Genomic DNA, 18911 nt, shown 5'->3' with positions numbered 1-18911 from the left:
AAATAATATCTTGCGTTGCTTATCGGAGGCGATTAAGTTATAACTAAAAGTGAATTTTATAAGAGTAAAATTCACTTTTTTATAAAACAAATACTAATTTTTTAAAAAAAGATTAATATGGCAGATGGTGAAAAGTTGATTCCAATCAATATTGAAGAGCAAATGAAGGCAGCCTACATTGATTACTCAATGTCGGTTATTGTTTCTAGAGCTCTACCTGACGTAAGAGATGGTTTAAAGCCTGTACATAGGAGAGTTTTGTTTGGAATGCATGAATTAGGTATTAGATCTACAGGTGCATATAAAAAATCCGCAAGGGTAGTAGGAGAAGTTCTTGGTAAGTATCATCCACATGGAGATACTTCAGTATATGATTCAATGGTACGTATGGCTCAAAACTGGAGTATGCGTTATATGATGATAGATGGTCAAGGAAACTTTGGTTCTGTAGATGGTGATAGCCCAGCAGCAATGCGTTATACTGAGGTTAGAATGCAGAAGATTTCTGAGGAAATGCTTTCTGATATCGAAAAAGAAACTGTAGATCATAAGTTAAACTTTGACGATACCTTACAAGAGCCAACTGTATTACCAACAAGAATACCAAATTTACTAGTTAATGGAGCTTCAGGAATTGCTGTAGGTATGGCAACTAACATGGCTCCGCATAATTTAACTGAAGTAATTAATGGAACTGTTGCTTACATCGATAATAGAGATATTGAAATCGATGAACTAATGCAACACATTAAGGCTCCAGATTTTCCTACTGGAGGAATTATTTATGGATATGATGGTGTAAGAGATGCCTTCCATACAGGTAGAGGACGTATTGTTATGCGTGCAAAAGCTACTATAGAGGAAGTTAAAGGTAGGGAGTGTATTATTGTAACAGAAATTCCTTATCAAGTGAATAAGGCAGAAATGATTAAGAAAACTGCCGATTTAGTTAATGATAAAAAATTAGAAGGAATTGCAAGTATTAGAGACGAATCAGACCGTAAAGGTATGCGAATCGTTTATGTACTTAAAAGAGACGCAATTCCTAATATTGTACTAAATAAATTGTTTAAGTACACGCAATTACAAACTTCTTTTAGTGTTAATAATATTGCATTAGTAAAAGGAAGACCAGAGCAATTAAACCTAAAGCAATTAATTCATCATTTTGTTGATCATAGGCATGAGGTTGTAGTTCGAAGAACTCAATACGAACTAAAGAAAGCTGAAGCTAGAGCTCATATTTTAGAAGGATTAATTATCGCTTCAGACAATATCGATGAAGTTATCGCTATTATTCGTGGGTCAGCTAATGCAGATGAAGCTAGAGAAAGTTTAATCAAGCGTTTTGAGTTATCAGAAATCCAAGCTAAGGCTATTGTAGAAATGCGATTACGTCAGTTAACAGGTCTGGAACAAGACAAGTTAAGAGCCGAGTACGACGAGATTGTTAAAACTATTGCTGATTTAAAAGATATTCTTGCAAATGAACCTAGAAGATATCAAATTATTAAAGATGAGTTAATCTTAATAAGAGATAAATATGGTGATGAAAGAAAGTCTACTATTGAGTATGCAGGTGGAGACATGAAGATAGAAGACATGATTCCTAATACTAAAGTAGTAGTTACTATTTCACATGCAGGATATGTCAAGAGAACGAATTTAGATGAATATAAAGTTCAGAATAGAGGAGGAAGAGGTCAAAAAGGAGTTACAACAAGAAATGAAGATTTCTTAGAGCATCTTTTTGTTGGTACAAATCACCAGCATATGCTATTCTTTACTCAGAAAGGAAAAGTATTCTGGATGCGTGTATTTGAAATTCCTGAAGGAGGTAAAAATACTAAAGGAAGAGCGATTCAAAATCTGATCAACATAGAACAAGACGATAAGGTTAAGGCATTTTTAGTTACTGATGATTTAAAAGATGAAGATTACATCAATAATCATTATGTAATCATGGCAACTAAGAAAGGAAAAGTGAAGAAGACTCCTTTAGAGCAGTATTCTAGACCTAGAGCAAACGGAATTAATGCAATTACCATTAAAGAAAATGATGAGTTACTAGAAGCAAAATTAACTACTGGAGACAGTCAGGTAATGTTGGCATTACGATCTGGTAAAGCAATTCGTTTCGAGGAAGAGAAAACTAGACCAATGGGAAGAACAGCTTCTGGAGTTAGAGGTATTACACTTCAAAGTGAAGAAGATGAGGTTATTGGAATGGTTTCTGTAAATGATATGGAAAGTAATATTCTAGTAGTTTCAGAAAAAGGTTATGGTAAACGTTCTAAGTTAGAAGATTATCGAATTACTAACAGAGGAGGAAAAGGTGTTAAAACATTGAATATTTCTGAAAAAACAGGTAATTTGGTAGCCATTAAAAACGTTGATGACTCTAATGATCTAATGATCATCAATAAATCAGGAATTACAATTCGAATGGCTGTTGAAGACTTACGAGTTATGGGTAGAGCAACACAAGGTGTAAAACTAATCAATATAAAGAACAACGATAGTATTGCAGCAGTAGCAAAAGTTATGCATGAAGATGAAGAAGATGAAAATGGCACGGAAATTGAAAACCAAATAAATGAGAATTAAAGAACTGTATAACAATAACTAAAACAATAAAAATGAAAAGACAAGTTTTAGCACTTTCTTTAGGTTTAATGACAATAGCCTCTTTTGGACAGAAAAAAGAGCTAAAATCTATGGAGAAAGCCCTAAATAAAAATGATTTTAACGGAGCACTTACCATTGGTAATTCTCTAAAGAGTACCATAGAAAGCGCTGACGATAAGTATAAAACTAAATATTACTTTTTAACAGGTCAAGCATTATTAGGAGTTAAAAAGTATGAAGAAGCTTCAAGTTCTTTCAATCAATTATTTGATTATGAGAAGAAAATAGGTAAAGAACGTTATTCTTCTGATGCTAGACCAATGTTAGATAAAATCATTAAGTCAGTGTCAGACAAAGCGATAGCGTTATATAACAATGATAAGAACTTCGGAGAAGCATCTAAGTTTTTCTATTTAACCTATAAACTAAGTCCAACTGATACTGCTTTTGCTTATAATGCAGCAGTAAGTGCAACTCAAGCTAAAGATTACGAGACTGCTTTAAAATATTATAGAGAGTTAGAGCAAGTAGGATACACTGGTAAAGAAGTTATGTATTTAGCTACTGAAAAAGCCACAGGTGAAGAAAAGAACTTAGGCTCTAAATCGAATAGAGATCTTATGGTAAAAACAGGTGGTTTTATAAAGCCTGTTGATAAAACTTCTGAAGGTAAATCTGCAATAATTAAAAAGAATATTGCATTAATTTTAAAGGATCAAGGGAAAACAGAAGAAGCGTTAGCGGCAATGTCTGCTGCTAGAAAAGCTATTCCTGGAGATTTAAGCTTACTTCTAAGTGAAGCACAATTATACATTGAGTTAAACCAAATGGATAAATTTGGTGAATTAATGAATGAAGCTATAAGTTTAGATCCTAACAATCCAACTTTATATTACAATTTAGGTGTAGTAAATACAAATCAAGGTAGAAAAGATGATGCTATTAAATATTATAAAAAAGCTATCGAACTAAAGCCTGATTATGCTGATGCTTACATGAATTTATCTGCTGTAATTTTAGAAGAGGAAAAGTCGATCATTGAAGAGATGAATAAAAACTTATCTAATTTTAAAAAGTATGACGAGTTAGCTTTAAAACAAAAGGATGTGTATAAGCAAGCATTACCTTATTTAGAAAAAGCTGATAGTTTAAACCGTAGTGAAGATACTGTTAAATCTTTAATGAGTATTTATGAGGTTTTAGAAATGGGAGCTAAAGCAAAGGAATTTAGAACAATATACAAGTCAATGAAGTAATTTACTCATTGTTCTAATAGATAAAAAAAGGATAGTTGAAAAACTATCCTTTTTTATTTTTATACGATTTTCTTTATGACTCGTAATTTATGAGTGTGTTGCTGTGTATCGGTATTATAAATACCACTATGATCTAGTTTGTCAATTCTTACTTTACCATGTGCATGAATAATGTTGTAATCATTCATAACAATACCCACGTGAGTAATAGTACCCTCTTCATTATCAAAGAAAGCTAAGTCACCAGGTTCACTTTCTTCTATGAAACTTAAAACATCTCCTTGTGTAGCCTGCTCACTCGCGTCTCTTAAAAGTTTAAAACCACATAATTTATATACAGTTTGCGTGAAACCAGAGCAATCAATTCCAAAAGGAGTTTTTCCGCCCCATAAATAAGGAACATTTAAAAAGTGATAAGCCGTTTCAACAATAGATTGTTTATTTAATATCCCATGATTAACTTTCCCTTCATAAGAAAACGTTTTATCATTTAATGAAAAACTGTTATCCTTATAAAATGGAAGTCTAGCACCTAGAGGAACAGTTGTTAAATTATTGTCCTTATCAAAGATAAAGTCAATTAATTCTCCTGAATAATATTGTTCCTGATTGTTTAATTGATGGTACAGTTCTTCGGAAATATTTTCATATTGTTTATTGTCAATATATCCTTCATAGCCATCGTAAGAAAGCTTTATTTTGCTCCATTTTTTAAACTTTTCAAGGACAGTAAAATGTTCTCCAAAAACCAACTGATTTACCATTTCAGACAGATCAGTGGGCTCCAGTCGAAGCGGTACAATACTTAAATTACAAATTCCGTACAAATAGAAAATCTTTATATTTTAGATTCTTTCAATTACCATTGCGCTAGCACCACCACCACCGTTACAAATACCAGCAGCACCAATTTTAGCGTCATTTTGTTTTAATATAGATGTTAAAGCGATAACAATTCTAGCACCAGAAACTCCTAATGGATGTCCTAAAGAAACTGCTCCACCATTAACATTTACTTTATCTGCAGATAAACCCAAAATTTTTGTATTGGCTAAACCTACAACAGAAAAAGCTTCATTTAATTCAAAATAATCTACATCTTCAATTGCAACACCAGCTTTAGCTAAAGCTTTTGGTAATGCTTTTGCTGGTGCAGTAGTAAACCATTTTGGTTCATGAGCTGCATCTGCATATCCTTTAATTCTAGCTAAAGGAGTAATTCCTAATTCTTGAGCCTTTTCAGCAGACATTAATACTAACGCAGCACCTCCATCATTAATTGTAGAAGCATTAGCAGCAGTAACAGTTCCTTCTTTAGTGAAAGCAGGACGCAAAGCAGGAATTTTCTCCATTTTTACATTCTTATATTCTTCATCTTCACTAAAAATAACAGGTTCACCTCTTCTTTGAGGAATTTCTACAGGAACAACTTCGTCTGCAAATTTTCCTTCGCTCCAAGCTTTAGCAGATCTATTGTAAGACTCGATAGCAAAGTTATCTTGATCTTCTCTTGAGAAATTGTATTCTACAGCACATTCATCAGCACAAACTCCCATGGCAACTTGTTCGTAAGCATCAATTAATCCATCTTTCTGCATTCCATCTTCCATTTTAACTGGACCAAACTTAGTAGCAAATCTTGCATGTTGATAATGAGGAATCATACTCATATTTTCCATACCACCAGCAATAACGATATCAGCATCACCTAAGGCAATTGCTTGCGCTCCTAGCATGATTGATTTCATTCCAGAAGAACAAACTTTATTTACTGTAGTACAAGGAACAGTATCTGGAATACCAGCTAAAATAGCTGCTTGACGAGCAGGAGCTTGTCCTAAACCAGCAGAAACAACATTTCCCATAAATACTTCATCAACCAATTCTGGTTTTAAATTAATTTTATCTAAAGCGCCTTTAATCGCTACCGAACCTAATTTTGGAGCAGGAGTTGTTGATAAAGTTCCTAGGAAACTTCCAATTGGAGTTCTGGCAACAGAGGCTATAACTACTTCTTTCATGTTAAATTTGTTTGCTTTTTGTTATGCGAAAATAACTATTTTATAAGAAGTTCTCAAATAATATCAAAAGGTTATATTTACATACTTAATTAAGAATAATGAATAAAATAATTAACAGTCTATACAAGAATAATGCAGCAATTTATAGAGGTTTTCTATTCATTATAACCGCTTTTTTTATTGTGTATTTGTTGCCAAAAGGAGGGAAGTTTCGATATGATTATTCTCCTGGTAAACCTTGGTCTTACAATAACTTGTATGCTCCATTTGATTTTGCTACACAGAAAACTAAAGATGAAATTTCTGAAGAAATTAATCAGATAAAATCTTCTGTTCAACAGTATTTTTTATATGATGTTGAAGTTCCTGAATACACTAAAAATAATTTCATAACGGCTGTTAATACCTTACAAGTTTCTGATAGTTTGTCAGAATCTGATGTGAAAAAGTTGAGAAATAAAGGAGTAGCTGTAATTCGTAAAATTTATGAGTTTGGATTTATAGATGAAGTTTCTAAAGGAAAGGTAAATAAAAGTCCAACAATAATATTAAGGAAATCAAATGAAATTTCGAATATTCCTTTTTCCAAATTAATACAATCTAAAGACATACTTTCTATCATTGTAAATGAATTATCAGTATTAAAAAAAGACTATGGAAGAGATTTTGTAATAAAAAAGCTTTCAGAGATTTTAGAACCTAATGTTACTTTTGATGAAGAATTTTCTCAAAAAGAACTTAATCAAGCACTAAAGGATATTTCATATACTAAGGGGAAGATTAATAAAGATGAGTTAATCATTCAAAAAGGAGATATTGTAGAAGGAGAAAATTTAAATAAGCTAGATTCTTTAAGAGAAGCTTCAAAATCTCAAATATGGACAAAATCTAACTACAATTGGTTGGTTTTCGGATATACAATTTTGGTGTCTTTAGCATTGTTAATGCTTCTTTTATTCTTACATCGTTATCGAAAAGAAATTTTTGATAACAATAGTAAAATAACCTTTATTTACTCTAATATTTTACTAATGATTTTCGTGCAAACTTTATTAGTGAAATACAACCCAGATTATCTATATGTAATTCCTTTAACTATCTTACCGATTGTATTAAAAGCTTTTTTTGATGCTCGATTAGGGCTATTTACGCATATTTTAACAGTCTTATTACTTGGGTTTATAGTACCAAATAGTTTTGAGTTTATTTATTTACATATTATTGCTGGAATAGTAGCAGTATTATCAACTTCAGAATTGTATAAGAGAGCAAGTTTATTCATTTCTGTGGCTCAAATTACATTTATTTATATGCTTACTTATTTTGCCTTTTCGATTATTAAAGAAGGAAATGTAAGTAGTATCAAAGGAATTTATTTTGGGTTATTTGCTATGAATGGTTTATTATCATTTTTAGCTGTGTTTTTTATCTATTTCTACGAAAAAGTATTTGGATTAGTTTCAGATGTAACGTTATTAGAACTATCCAATACAAATTCACCATTATTGAGAGAATTAAATGAAAAAGCACCAGGAACTTTTCAGCATTCAATACAAGTAGCCAATTTAGCTGAAGCAGCAGCAAATGAAATAGGAGCAAATTCTATGCTAGTTAGAACGGGAGCTTTGTATCATGATATTGGTAAGATGGTAAATCCGAAATACTTTACAGAGAACCAAATTACGGGAGTTAATCCACATAATGATTTATCACCTAAAGATAGTGCACATATTATTTTAAATCATGTTATAAAAGGTATAGAGATAGCAAAGAAGAATAATCTTCCAGACAGAATCATAGATTTTATCAGAACACATCATGGAACAAGTTTGGTATATTATTTTTACAAGAAAGAACAAGAAAATAATCCAGATGTTGAAGTTGATGAAAAGAAGTTTAGATATCAAGGACCAATTCCATTTTCTAAAGAAACGGCAATCTTAATGATTTGTGATGCTGCAGAGGCGGCTTCTAAGAGTTTAAAAAAACCATCTGCACAATCTATTGATGAACTTATTGATAAAGTAGTAGAAGGACAAAAAAACATGAATCAGTTCATAAATTCAGATATTACGTTCCGAGAAATAGAAAAAATCAAAAAAGTTATAAAGAGTAAGTTGATGAATATCTATCACTTACGAGTTGAGTATCCAGAATAGTAATTTTTTTTCTAAAAAAAACTTGTGAGATTCTTTTTCTAATCTTAAATTTGCACTCGCAATTTTTAAGTTTTTAAAACTTAAGGAGAGGTGGCAGAGTGGTAATGCAGCAGCCTGCTAAGCTGTCATCCTTCGGGATGCCCGGGTTCGAATCCCGGTCTCTCCGCAAAACATTGCAAGAACACCTCGGGGTGTAGCGTAGCCCGGTCATCGCGCCTGCTTTGGGAGCAGGAGGTCGCAGGTTCGAATCCTGCCACCCCGACAAAAAGAGTTACTGGTCGCGTAGCTCAGCTGGATAGAGCATCTGCCTTCTAAGCAGACGGTCACAGGTTCGAATCCTGTCGCGATCACAAGAAAACAAAGGCTTTCAGGAAACTGAAAGCCTTTCTTGTTTTTGTACTCCCCGAAAACTCCCCGATTTTTGACTGTCTATTTATGGAAAACCGTAGTTTTCAAAAATAAATTTTACTATTTTTAGCAGTGTGAGAGAAAAAGAATTGAAGAAGTCCCCGTTTCATAGCCAAATTCTTCCTTTATATAGATGATTCTCTCTATAATTAATTATGGTTATCGATGAAAATAACAAAAATTAAAGTCGAAAATTTTCGATTGTTAAAAGATTTCTCAATTGATGTTGAGAATAAATTATCACTAATTATAGGAAAAAACAATACTGGAAAAACCTCTTTACTAGCTGTAATTGAAAAGTTCTTGACTGAAAAAAGCAGTTTTTCAATACATGATTTTAATTTAGATGAACAAGAGAAATTAAAAGCATTAGAAAAAAAAGAGGGTATTAGTATACCTGAAGATTTTAAATTTAGCATTTATTTATTATTTGAAATAAAATATGATGATACTGATAACTTAAGAAATTTATCCTCTCTAATTCTTAACTTAGAATCTGAGAATACAGTTGTTTTAGGTTTTGAGTATTATCTAAACCCTATACAGTTCAAATATTTAATAGATGATTTTATAGAGTTTAAAAGCGATAATGAAACCAAAAATATTATTGACTTTTTAAGTTTATCAAAAAGTGTAAAGTATTTTAAAACAGCAATCAAATCATATGAACATTTAAAGGATAGAGAAAATGGTAAATCTGAAGAGATTACTGACAAAAAAATGATCTCTAAAATTATCAATATTCAAAGTATTAAAGCAAAAAGAGAAGTTAATAATTCCGATTCAAACAGAAATGATAAAACACTTTCAAAACTATCTTCTGAATACTATGAAAGTTTAGAAAACACTCTTGAAGAAGAAGTTACAATTAAAAATTTAAAAAAGAAATTAGAAGAGACAGACAAAGAACTCGATGAAGTATATCCTGTAGTATTTAAAGAAGTAATAAATAAGATTAAACTTTTCGGAGGGAAGAAAAAAGGGGAATCGTTAATAAAAATAGTTTCAACTCTTCAAGGAAAAAATATTTTAAAAGAAAATACATCTGTTGTATATGAATATGCTAAAACACTTCTACCGGAAGATTATAATGGATTAGGATATTTAAATCTATTATCAATTATTTTTGACTTAGAGATTATCTTTAGAGAATTCAGAAAAGAAAGAGAACTTAAAGAAGAGCAAATACCCGCAGATATAAATATTCTTTTTATTGAAGAGCCAGAAGCACATACTCATCCTCAAATGCAACATGTTTTTATTAAAAACATTAGCGAAATATTAGAAAAGGAACAAAAAGGTCTTAATCTTAAAGGAAAACGGGATTCAAGTAAATCAATATTTAACTTGCAAAGTATTGTAACAACACACTCTTCTCATATTGTAACCGAGAGTAATTTTGATGATATAAAATATTTTCATAAGAAAGAGAAACAAAATAGAGTTATCTCGAAGAACCTTAAAGATTTAAAAACTGCTTATGAAGAAGATACTAATCAATATCAATTTTTAAAGCAGTATTTAACTCTAAATAGAGCTGAATTATTTTTTGCGGATAAAGCAATTTTAATTGAAGGTGATACAGAAAGAATTTTATTACCTGCTATGATGAGTAAATTAGATAAAGAAGAATCTTTCGACTTACCATTAGTATCACAAAATATTTCGGTTATTGAAGTAGGTGCATATTCACATATTTTTGAAAAATTCATTGATTTTGTTGGTGTAAAGTATCTTTTAATTACTGACATTGACACAAATAAATTGATTCCTACTGGCGAAAAGAATAAAGAAGGTGATGATATAATAGTATCTAAATCATGTCGAGCGAATGATCCTAATGTGAGTGGCACGAGTAATTCTTCATTAAATCATTTTGTTAATAAAAGTGTACAAGAATTAATTAAATCTCAAAATATATTAATTAAGGATAATAATTTATGTATTGCTTTTCAACATGAAGAAAGTGGCTATCATGCAAGAAGTTTTGAAGATGCTTTTATACATATTAATTTATCTTTTATCAAAAAAAATAAAGATGCTTTTAATGGATTAAAAAATAAAAGAGAATTTGATCTAGAGGGAAAAGATAAAAAAGACGCATATGAGCTTGCCGAAAAATGTATTCTAAAGAAAACACATTTTGCTCTAGATGTAGTTTATCATAGTGATCAAAATTATAGTAATTGGAATATTCCATCATATATAAAAGAAGGATTACTATGGCTTCAGAAGTAGATCAAATTATATCAACAATGGCAGCAGGAAATCATTTTTTATTAAATGGTGGTGCTGGTAGTGGAAAAACACATACTTTAATTGAGCTTATTCAAAGAATTACTGAAAAAGAACCAAAGGCAAAAATAGCATGTATAACATATACTAATGTTGCTGCTGATGAAATTACGGAAAGAGCAAATTCTTTTTCATTAAAGGCTTCTACTATTCATGATTTTTTATGGGATAATATAAAGGGGTTTCAAACTAATTTGAGAGATGCAATAATAGAACTAAATGAGGATGTGTCTGAAGAAGAATTATCAAGAGATAAGGAAATTAAATATCTAGAATATAAAAGCTTAAAGAAGGGAGTTATTTCGCATAATGAAGTTTTACAACTAGCCAAATTTCTTTTTATAAAACATCCACTTCTATCGAAAATTATAAACGATAAGTTTGATTATATTTTTGTTGATGAATATCAAGATACTTCTGAAGAAGTTATAGATATTTTATTGACCCACCTTAATAAAAAAGAACTTGATTTAAAAATTGGTCTTTTTGGAGATAGTATGCAATCTATTTATGATGGGATTGGAAAGATAAAGATTGAAGAATTAGAGTTTAGAGAGCATCAAAAACTATTAAAAGAAGTTCCTAAAAAGTTAAATAGAAGAAATCCCAGAAAGGTGTTAGATATAGCAAATCAATTAAGGAACGATGGTTTGACTCAAGAGCCTGCCAAAAATATTGGTTCTCCTAACATTAAAAAGAATGGGACTCATAAAGAAGGAAATGCAATTTTTCTTTATTCTTCACTAAAAAACAAAACTCTTAAAGAAGTTTTAGAAAGTGATTATTGTTCTAACTGGGATTTTGAGAATTACAGCGACAAAGAAAAGCCTCTGTCAAAAATATTATTTACTAGGAATAGTCAAATAGCAAAAGAAGCTGAGTTTAACTCGCTTTTTCAAATCTATGAAAAAGATAAAATAATAGGAGGATCTGGATATGTTAAAAGAATAAAAGATTTTTTAAAAGCAAACCCTATAGAAGATGATATTAACTCACTCACTTTTTTAGAACTTTTAGATAGACTTACAAAAAAATATGACGAAAAATTAGATATAAAAAAGGCTCTTGAATTAGTCGAAAACGAAAAAAAAAATAAAGACACTACTCAAAAAGCTATAAATGCTGTTAAGAAAGTTCACCCAGGAATTGAAAAAATTCTTCCTGCTAGAACTATGTGTGACTTTATTTTTGATAATAAAAAACTTTTTGAAACTGCTCTTAATAGTGAATTTCAAAACTTAGCTAATACATATATTAATAAGGATAAACTTATAGGAAAGAAAAATAGCAAAAATTCAAATTCAAATAAAAGAAATGATGAAAGAGATGTTCTTATAAAGCATTTATATAAAATTCAAGAAATTATTACGTTGTATAAAGACAGTGATATTATTAAGCTGATTAAAAAAGTTGATTTTAAAATACAAATAGGCAAACATAAAATCCTTCTCAAAGATAAAATGGATAATTTATGCTTGCTTACCTCTTCTAAAATAGAAGATATTTTAGATTATATTGAAACTTCTGAACTATTTAATATTGACTCAAGAATTACAGAGTTTATTGAAAAAAATCCTTATTTAATTGAAAGAATTAAAAGAGTAAGTTATTCAGAAATCGAAAATCTTTATAATTATACAGAGGGGCTTAGTTCATATTCAACTCAACATGGTGTAAAAGGAGATGAATTTGACAATGTCTTAGTTGTTATTAATAAAGACAAAATTTCGCAGTTAACGGTATGCTACAAAACTCTTTTTGAAGGAGATTCTGAAGATAAAAAGTATTATGATAGAACATTAAATCTTTTCTACGTTGCTTGTACCAGAGCAAAGGAGGATTTGGTAGTTTTCTATGAAGGTGATTGTTCTGATAAAGTTATTATTAAAGCAAGAGAATGGTTTGGTAAAAGTAATGTTATTGATTTGGATAAAGAAGTATAAAAATAAAGATGGATAGCTTTAATCTTTACATAGAAGCAAAAACTCAATATGAGAAATTAATTCCTAATAAAAATGATGGATTAATCCTCTTATCCCTCTATGATAAGTATAAGGACAAAGAGTTTACAGAACAAAATATTATCTCAATAATAAAGAAAGTTTTTAAAGATCAAGGAAATGAAAGCCCAAGAACAGAAAATCACAGAAACAACAATATTGTTCTTAGGTTACAAGAAACATTTTTATGGCGTAATAACTCTAAAAGAACATATAAATTTAAAAAATATGGTTTTGAATGGTGTCAAAATATTGAAAAACGATTAATTAAACGATATAGCCCTGCCAAAATAAAAAGGTTTTTTGATGAATTGTATAAAAGTCTTAGTGAAAATATTGTAGAACGAAAAAAATTTAATGAATGGATAGAGGATCATTTTGAGATACGAAAGCCAGAGCTTATTTCACAAATTGAAATTTTAGATCAACAAGTTAATGAATCTGTTCAAGAGTTTCAGTCTAATATTAAATCACAAGAAAAAGACATACTCAATATTTTAAAAGAAATAGAGTTTCGTCTTGAGATAATTAAAGAACAAGCATTAAAAATTAAAAATGCTTTTCAAATTTCTTATGATATTGACGAACTAATGACTGGTATTCTTGAAAAAGATAGCGGATATGATCATATTGAAAATATTAAAAGAGTTCAAGATTTTCACGATAATTCTAGAAGTCAATTAGAACATATCAGTAAGAGAATAGAAAAAATAAAGCCTCGAATTAGAGAGTTTATATATGATTTCAATAGAAAAGACTTTGATAGAAAAACAAATAAATTTATTGGTTACCTATTAAATAACTCTTTTGTAAAAAGAGATAGAAATACTAAAAGAATTCATCTTCCAGATAACCTCTCTGGAATACAAATAAAATCTACGGAGCATAATCTAAAATTAAATGTACTTTCAATTAGAGATATAAGTCCTAAAATGCCTGTAGAAGTTACAAAAAGACAAGTTGATATCGAAAAACAAAAAAAATTAATAGAAAAAGCGAAAAAGTGGAAGCAAGAGAAAGCAAGAGTGAAATATTGGACTAATATGGCTTTTCAAGAATTAGAAGAGAAAGGCACCTTAGTTTTTTCACCATTATTTTTCAAAATTTTAGATAAAGATAAACTTAGGATTGCAGTTAAAACTGCTCATAGTATCATTAGAAGATGTACCAAACTTAAACACAAGTATAGTATTGAAATAAAAAAAGAAGCTTTTACTAGCTCATCACATAAAGAAACATCGTTATGGCAAATGAAAATTCAAAAGAGATAGGTAAGTATAGTTTTCTCTATGAAAAGAAAGCATCTTCCATCTTTGGTAAACTTGATTATGTATTAAGAAGTGGAGTGCACGTACAGAGGGAATATCCCTTAAATGTAAATTTATTTCGCTTTCTAAACGAGGCTGAAAACTTTGAGTCTTTAAAAAATTACTATAGCGATTTATTCAATTTAAATCTGATAGAAGAAGGTAGTGAATTTAATCGATACTACTACCTAGCACTAAATGAAGATGGGAAAAGTAATGTTCCTTCGGATAATAGAGAGTACTTAAAAAGTGAGTATATAATCATAGGGATGTTATTTCTAAAAATGTACAAGTTAGATGGGAATATTGAACTTGATAGTATTTCTGAATTTTCAACTACGCTTTATGAAGAATATGAGGAGGAAAAAAATGCGTTAAGAAAATTAATCAATGATAGTTCTTCAGATAAAGGTTCAGATATGAATGATGAAAAGTTTGAAGATGTAATTAGAAAATCATTCTTAAAGTTTGGAGAGTTAGGTTGGTTAGTGTGGGATGATGAAAATGAAAAAGATAAATTTAAGATTATGCCATCCTTTGAAAGATTGAGAGTAGCTTATCAACCACAAATTGCAACAATTGATGACCTAATAAAAGAAATAAAAAATGCTGAATAATTTTCCTCGTATATATAGCTTGTCGACGATAGGTATTAAACAACATTTTAATGCGGATTATTTATTCCACCCTTATAGAACAGATTTCAGTGGAGAAAGTGGTAGTGGAAAAAGTATGATAGCAGATATGATACAATTAATTCTTGTTGGTTCAAGTGAGTTTAAATCTGCAACTGATGGAAATAAAAAGCGAGATGTTAAAGGAATGCTTTTGGGTACTAAAGGGAACTCAACTTCCAGAGGCTATATATTTTTAAATATAGAAATTAAACCAAAGCAGTACATAAGCATTGGTGCCTATATTGAAGGTACAAGTAATATGGCAGACATGTTTATAATTCAAAATGGATATGATTGGGAAGAATTAACAAATCTTACTACACCGATCCTTGCCAAGGATTTAATTATTAATAATAAAATTGAAACACTTAAAAACCTTTGTGAAAAGTTTGAAATAGCAAACATGAAGTCTTTTAAGAGAAAAAGTTATCATCAAATACTTTTTAACAATGATATACTTTCATTGGATTTAACAAAAAATGAGACTTTAAAAACTTTTGCTAGTATACTTAGGTCATTTTCTAGAGGTAAAGGTTTTAAAATAGAATCGGAGAATTTAAAAAAGTTCCTTTTTGGAGATGATGAACAAAACATAATATTAGAAAAATATAAAGAGGAGGTAAATAACATAAATAATGATTTTCATGAACATAAAAGATATTTAGCTGAAATAAATCTTATAAACGAAAAGTGGAATTTATTAGAAGATGCTCTTACAAAAAGTAATAACTACAAAACTATTTATACAAAATACCTCAATAAGAGGTTCAATTTTTGGAATACGCTTCAGAAAAAAGCAATAACAGAAAAAGAAAAGAATACTAAAAATCTTGATGAGACTAATTTAGAACTACAGTTTATAGAAAACTTAATACTTAAATTAGATATAAAAGAGCTTGAAGAACTATTAGATACTAAAGAAAGAATTATTGAATTTAATGAAAAGAACGAGCTTGAGTATGATATAGAAAATAAATTTTTGGAGGTAAAGCAATTTAAATTAAATGTAGAAAAAGTAAAAAAATGGTTGAAGATTAATGATGAAGATTTGGAGAAAGTTAAAGATTGGTTCTTTACTCAAAAAAAAGAAAATAATGCTAAAAATAAATTAGAAGAGTTTAATGACTATCTAACAAATGAAGAAATAGTAACGGATTTTGAAACTTCTTATTGGTTAAAAGATTTTGATAATGCTCAAGAGAAGTTTTCTATAGAAATTGACAAATTAGAAAAGGAAATTAACGAACAAGAAGCTTTATCCAAATTTTCAGATATAAACAACCCTGAGTCGCTCTTAAGATGGGCTACTGAAAATTTAAAGTTCCCAATATCTTATGAGATTGAGAGCATTTTAATATACTTCCAAAAATACGGTAGAGTTAAACCTTCAGAAGAAAACTCTAAAAGATATATCCCTGAACCAGAAGAGCTATTCAATAAAGTAAACGATAATATAAAGGAAATTAGCGAAAAAGGCTTTTGGCTTAATCTTGATGGCGTACACGAATTTGTTGAATGTTCTAAAAATCGAGTTTTGGATATTGATAATCCAAAGGAATTAATTAACTCAATAGTAGAGTTTAAAGATAAGGTTAATAGCAAGTTACAAAACCTTAATTCACAAATAGAAACTAAACGAGAACTTAAGGAAACCTTATTTCAATTTAGTAACCTTAAAGAGCATGTTAAACTTTATGGTCGTAAAGATGAACTTAGTGAGTTTAAAATTCATATCGACCTAGAAGACATAACAGAAGATTCATTCAACAATCTTCTAAACGATTACAAAAGAGAAAAGAAAATTGAAAAAAAATATGATGAATTAAAAGATAGATACCAAAAGCATTTAAACAAGAAAAATACTCTAGATAACTATACTAAAAGAGTTAAACAATTAGAATCTGATTTTTTCGATGAAGATTCAAATGTAGATGATTCAATAATTGAAAGTAGAATTGTTGATAGCAAAGAACAATTGTTAGAACAAGAGAAGAACTTTGAAAAAAAACAGATAGATGTTTTTCAGAAAAAGTATTCAAAACACATTAATGATAAATCTAAATTAATAGGGTTAAGATATGACACTCTAGAATCAAGAAAAGATTTGCTAGTAATTAAAAAGGAAAAAGAAGACCACATAAGTGTATCTGAAGAAGAGTTAGATGAAACAAATCGAATGAATGTTGACTTGTTCAAATCTACTATAAAGTTTAATAATGAAGCAGAAGAATTTACTAATCCAGATGAGGGAGGTAATAATTCTTTAAAGTATAAAGCCGATAGTGTAAAATCAGATTACAAGGCATATTTACGATTGATTACAAAGGATTCACCATATGATGATTCTGTATCAATAGGCCAACTGGCAAACTATCTTTTACCAACAGTATTTCCAACATCAAAAGTGAATGAAGATTTAATCAATAATAATATTGCAGATAGATTAAATAAGTTAACTAAAGATATTCAAGAAATAGGATCAAGAAAAGTTGAAATTCTTGGCGATATTTTTAATCAAGTGTATAAAGTTTATACAGGATATTTGACTAAAATCAATGAAATAAACAGTTATCTTAAAAAGAAAAACAAAGGTATTACAGGAGGTAATAGAGCTTCACTATCATATAAGAAATCTGTTCATTATCCTGAAAATTGGCTTTCGAGTTTTAGAAAACAATTAAATAATCAGATGAATTATACAGGATTATTTAGTGACCTTCGAGAAGAAATAGATATCAATAAAATGATGATTAAAGCTTTTCAAAAACTTGGTGGTAGTGCTAAAGTAGAACCAGAAGATCTTATGGATCCAAAGTCTTACTTTGATTTAGATTTTCATTTAAAACTTGATAATGATGAAATTAATTCTGGAAGTAATGGACAAACTTATACTGCCAATGCATTATTATGCTTAGCAAGAATATCCTTAATTGAAGAAAAGGATGTTGGACTTAAAATAATGCCCATAGATGAAGCTGAGGGGTTAGGTAGTAATTATGATATGCTTCATGAATTAGCTGAAGAAGAGAAGTACCAGATTGTAACGATGGCAATTGAAACAGCTGGTGAAATTACTGATGATGGACAGTATATTTATATAATGAATGAAAATAATTTAGCTGATATGGAAAACTTTGTTCCACCACTTGGTATTTTTTCAGATGAGGTTTTTGAAGATATTAATGAGTATATAAATAGAGTAGCAAAAAATGGATAAGAACATTACTTGGAAAGAATTAAAGGCACTAGATGATATTTACCGATTAAAAAAAACTAGAGCTAATATTCAGGAGCATCCCTACATAAAATATCTTATTGACGATGAAGGTGTTCTTGATTTAAAGCCTGATAATATAAAAGTTATAATAGCTACTGATGTGTTTGAGGGGTTTTATGAAAAGAATTTTAAGGTAGCGTATAATGAAGCAAAATTATTTCTTATTGAGAATGGAATTAAACCAACTGCAAAAAAGAGTTTTACTCTTGAAGATATCAAAACATTAATGCTCATTAGTGAAAACAAAGAAGAGTTAAGAAACAATCCTACTAATATAGAAGATTTTTCAAATGAGTTTTTTGATATATCCAAATATTTAAAAGAGAAGAAAAGTGTTAGGGATGCTGTATTTACCATTTTAGGTATTACTCATTTTCCTTTAGATACAAAAGAGAATTATTGGAGGATAGTAGTAGACCATAAAAACCCGAAAGCTATCGTATTATGTGAAAATAAATCATTCTTAAAACAACCATGGATTGCTCGAAATACAGAGGTTAAAATGTGGTATGTTGGAGGAAATAATATAAAAGTTTTAGATGATATAGATGAAGTGGAACTCTCAAAATCAATTTATTATTCTTGTGATTGGGATTTAGCTGGTTTACAGATTTATTCCAGAATAAAGACAAAGTTAAAAGATAGAAATAGTGATATTCAACTTTTATTCCCCAATGAACCTCATAAAAGAATTAGCACGTACATTAAGTATCATTACAGTCATTGGGATTTAACCAAGGCGTTATCTGGTTTAAAACTTGAAGATTTTTCTAAAAAGGAGTTGGTTCTCATCAACGAGTTAATCAAAAGTGAAGAATGGATTGAAGAGGAATCATTTAACTTAATACAAATGATAAAAGAGGTGTTAAATTAATTTATATAA

At 29.5% G+C, this 18911-nt stretch carries 11 protein-coding genes and 3 tRNA genes; 12 read left to right on the top strand and 2 right to left on the bottom strand.

The annotated features are described in order from the left end of the window. Positions 1 to 117: 117 nt before the first annotated feature. Both gyrA and AQ1685_RS14710 read left to right on the top strand, forming a co-directional pair. Entirely contained in the window at positions 118 to 2607 is a 2490-nt protein-coding gene (gene gyrA / locus AQ1685_RS14715) for a DNA gyrase subunit A (protein ID WP_095073375.1), read from the top strand. Between the two features lie 32 nt (positions 2608 to 2639). Continuing rightward, on the top strand, positions 2640 to 3884 hold the full coding sequence (locus AQ1685_RS14710) for a tetratricopeptide repeat protein (RefSeq protein WP_095073373.1): 1245 nt from the start codon (positions 2640 to 2642) through the stop codon (positions 3882 to 3884). A gap of 59 nt (positions 3885 to 3943) precedes the next feature. Here the strand turns inward: AQ1685_RS14710 and AQ1685_RS14705 are convergent, their stop codons facing one another. Together AQ1685_RS14705 and AQ1685_RS14700 are read right to left on the bottom strand one after the other, a co-directional pair. Next, positions 3944 to 4711 carry a C40 family peptidase gene (locus tag AQ1685_RS14705; RefSeq protein ID WP_095073371.1) on the bottom strand — a complete coding sequence of 256 codons (768 nt, stop codon included), beginning with the start codon at positions 4709 to 4711 and terminating at the stop codon, positions 3944 to 3946. Between the two features lie 18 nt (positions 4712 to 4729). Beyond that, positions 4730 to 5905, bottom strand: a complete 1176-nt coding sequence (locus AQ1685_RS14700; protein WP_095073369.1) for an acetyl-CoA C-acyltransferase — start codon at positions 5903 to 5905, stop codon at positions 4730 to 4732. Between the two features lie 98 nt (positions 5906 to 6003). Here AQ1685_RS14700 and AQ1685_RS14695 point away from each other — a divergent pair, with 98 nt between their 5' ends. The 10 genes from AQ1685_RS14695 (at position 6004) to AQ1685_RS14650 (ending at position 18902) form a co-directional block, all read left to right on the top strand. Continuing rightward, a complete protein-coding gene (locus tag AQ1685_RS14695; protein WP_095073367.1) occupies positions 6004 to 8064 on the top strand; it encodes an HD family phosphohydrolase in 2061 nt (686 codons plus the stop codon). Between the two features lie 84 nt (positions 8065 to 8148). Further along, a tRNA-Ser gene (locus AQ1685_RS14690) sits at positions 8149 to 8230 on the top strand. A 21-nt stretch (positions 8231 to 8251) separates the two neighbouring features. Beyond that, positions 8252 to 8326, top strand: a tRNA-Pro gene (locus AQ1685_RS14685). Positions 8327 to 8340: 14 nt separating this feature from the next. Next, positions 8341 to 8414, top strand: a tRNA-Arg gene (locus AQ1685_RS14680). 223 nt (positions 8415 to 8637) lie between these two features. After that, positions 8638 to 10710: an AAA family ATPase gene (locus AQ1685_RS14675; protein WP_095073365.1), complete on the top strand. Its 2073-nt coding sequence runs from the start codon at positions 8638 to 8640 to the stop codon at positions 10708 to 10710. After that, positions 10695 to 12710, top strand: a complete 2016-nt coding sequence (locus tag AQ1685_RS14670) for an AAA family ATPase (protein ID WP_095073363.1) — start codon at positions 10695 to 10697, stop codon at positions 12708 to 12710. The genes AQ1685_RS14675 and AQ1685_RS14670 overlap by 16 nt, the downstream gene beginning before the upstream one ends. 8 nt (positions 12711 to 12718) lie before the next feature. After that, positions 12719 to 14038, top strand: coding sequence for a hypothetical protein (locus AQ1685_RS14665; RefSeq protein WP_095073361.1), 1320 nt, complete (start codon positions 12719 to 12721; stop codon positions 14036 to 14038). After that, the gene (locus tag AQ1685_RS14660; protein ID WP_075344623.1) at positions 14011 to 14691 is read left to right on the top strand and encodes a chromosome partition protein MukE; all 681 of its coding nucleotides are present in this window, start codon (positions 14011 to 14013) and stop codon (positions 14689 to 14691) included. The genes AQ1685_RS14665 and AQ1685_RS14660 overlap by 28 nt, the downstream gene beginning before the upstream one ends. After that, entirely contained in the window at positions 14681 to 17968 is a 3288-nt protein-coding gene (locus tag AQ1685_RS14655; RefSeq protein ID WP_095073359.1) for a hypothetical protein, read from the top strand. Before AQ1685_RS14660 ends, AQ1685_RS14655 begins: the two co-directional genes overlap by 11 nt. Beyond that, a complete protein-coding gene (locus AQ1685_RS14650) occupies positions 17961 to 18902 on the top strand; it encodes a hypothetical protein (RefSeq protein WP_095073357.1) in 942 nt (313 codons plus the stop codon). The genes AQ1685_RS14655 and AQ1685_RS14650 overlap by 8 nt, the downstream gene beginning before the upstream one ends. The last annotated feature ends 9 nt before the right edge of the window (positions 18903 to 18911 follow it).

It is taken from the genome of Tenacibaculum jejuense, assembly GCF_900198195.1.
GTDB classification, from domain to species: Bacteria; Bacteroidota; Bacteroidia; order Flavobacteriales; family Flavobacteriaceae; genus Polaribacter; species Polaribacter jejuensis.
The sequence above is the reverse complement of the archived record's forward strand: the minus strand, read 5'-3'. Positions and strand labels throughout refer to the sequence as shown.

What these genes read in the sequence shown, in the direction of transcription:
- gyrA (WP_095073375.1), top strand. Translation starts at nt 118, where the DNA reads ATGGCAGATGGTGAAAAGTTGATTCCAATCAATATTGAAGAGCAAATG.
- AQ1685_RS14710 (WP_095073373.1), top strand. Translation starts at nt 2,640, where the DNA reads ATGAAAAGACAAGTTTTAGCACTTTCTTTAGGTTTAATGACAATAGCC.
- AQ1685_RS14700 (WP_095073369.1), bottom strand. Translation starts at nt 5,905, where the DNA reads ATGAAAGAAGTAGTTATAGCCTCTGTTGCCAGAACTCCAATTGGAAGT.
- AQ1685_RS14695 (WP_095073367.1), top strand. Translation starts at nt 6,004, where the DNA reads ATGAATAAAATAATTAACAGTCTATACAAGAATAATGCAGCAATTTAT.
- AQ1685_RS14675 (WP_095073365.1), top strand. Translation starts at nt 8,638, where the DNA reads ATGAAAATAACAAAAATTAAAGTCGAAAATTTTCGATTGTTAAAAGAT.
- AQ1685_RS14670 (WP_095073363.1), top strand. Translation starts at nt 10,695, where the DNA reads ATGGCTTCAGAAGTAGATCAAATTATATCAACAATGGCAGCAGGAAAT.
- AQ1685_RS14665 (WP_095073361.1), top strand. Translation starts at nt 12,719, where the DNA reads ATGGATAGCTTTAATCTTTACATAGAAGCAAAAACTCAATATGAGAAA.
- AQ1685_RS14660 (WP_075344623.1), top strand. Translation starts at nt 14,011, where the DNA reads ATGGCAAATGAAAATTCAAAAGAGATAGGTAAGTATAGTTTTCTCTAT.
- AQ1685_RS14655 (WP_095073359.1), top strand. Translation starts at nt 14,681, where the DNA reads ATGCTGAATAATTTTCCTCGTATATATAGCTTGTCGACGATAGGTATT.
- AQ1685_RS14650 (WP_095073357.1), top strand. Translation starts at nt 17,961, where the DNA reads ATGGATAAGAACATTACTTGGAAAGAATTAAAGGCACTAGATGATATT.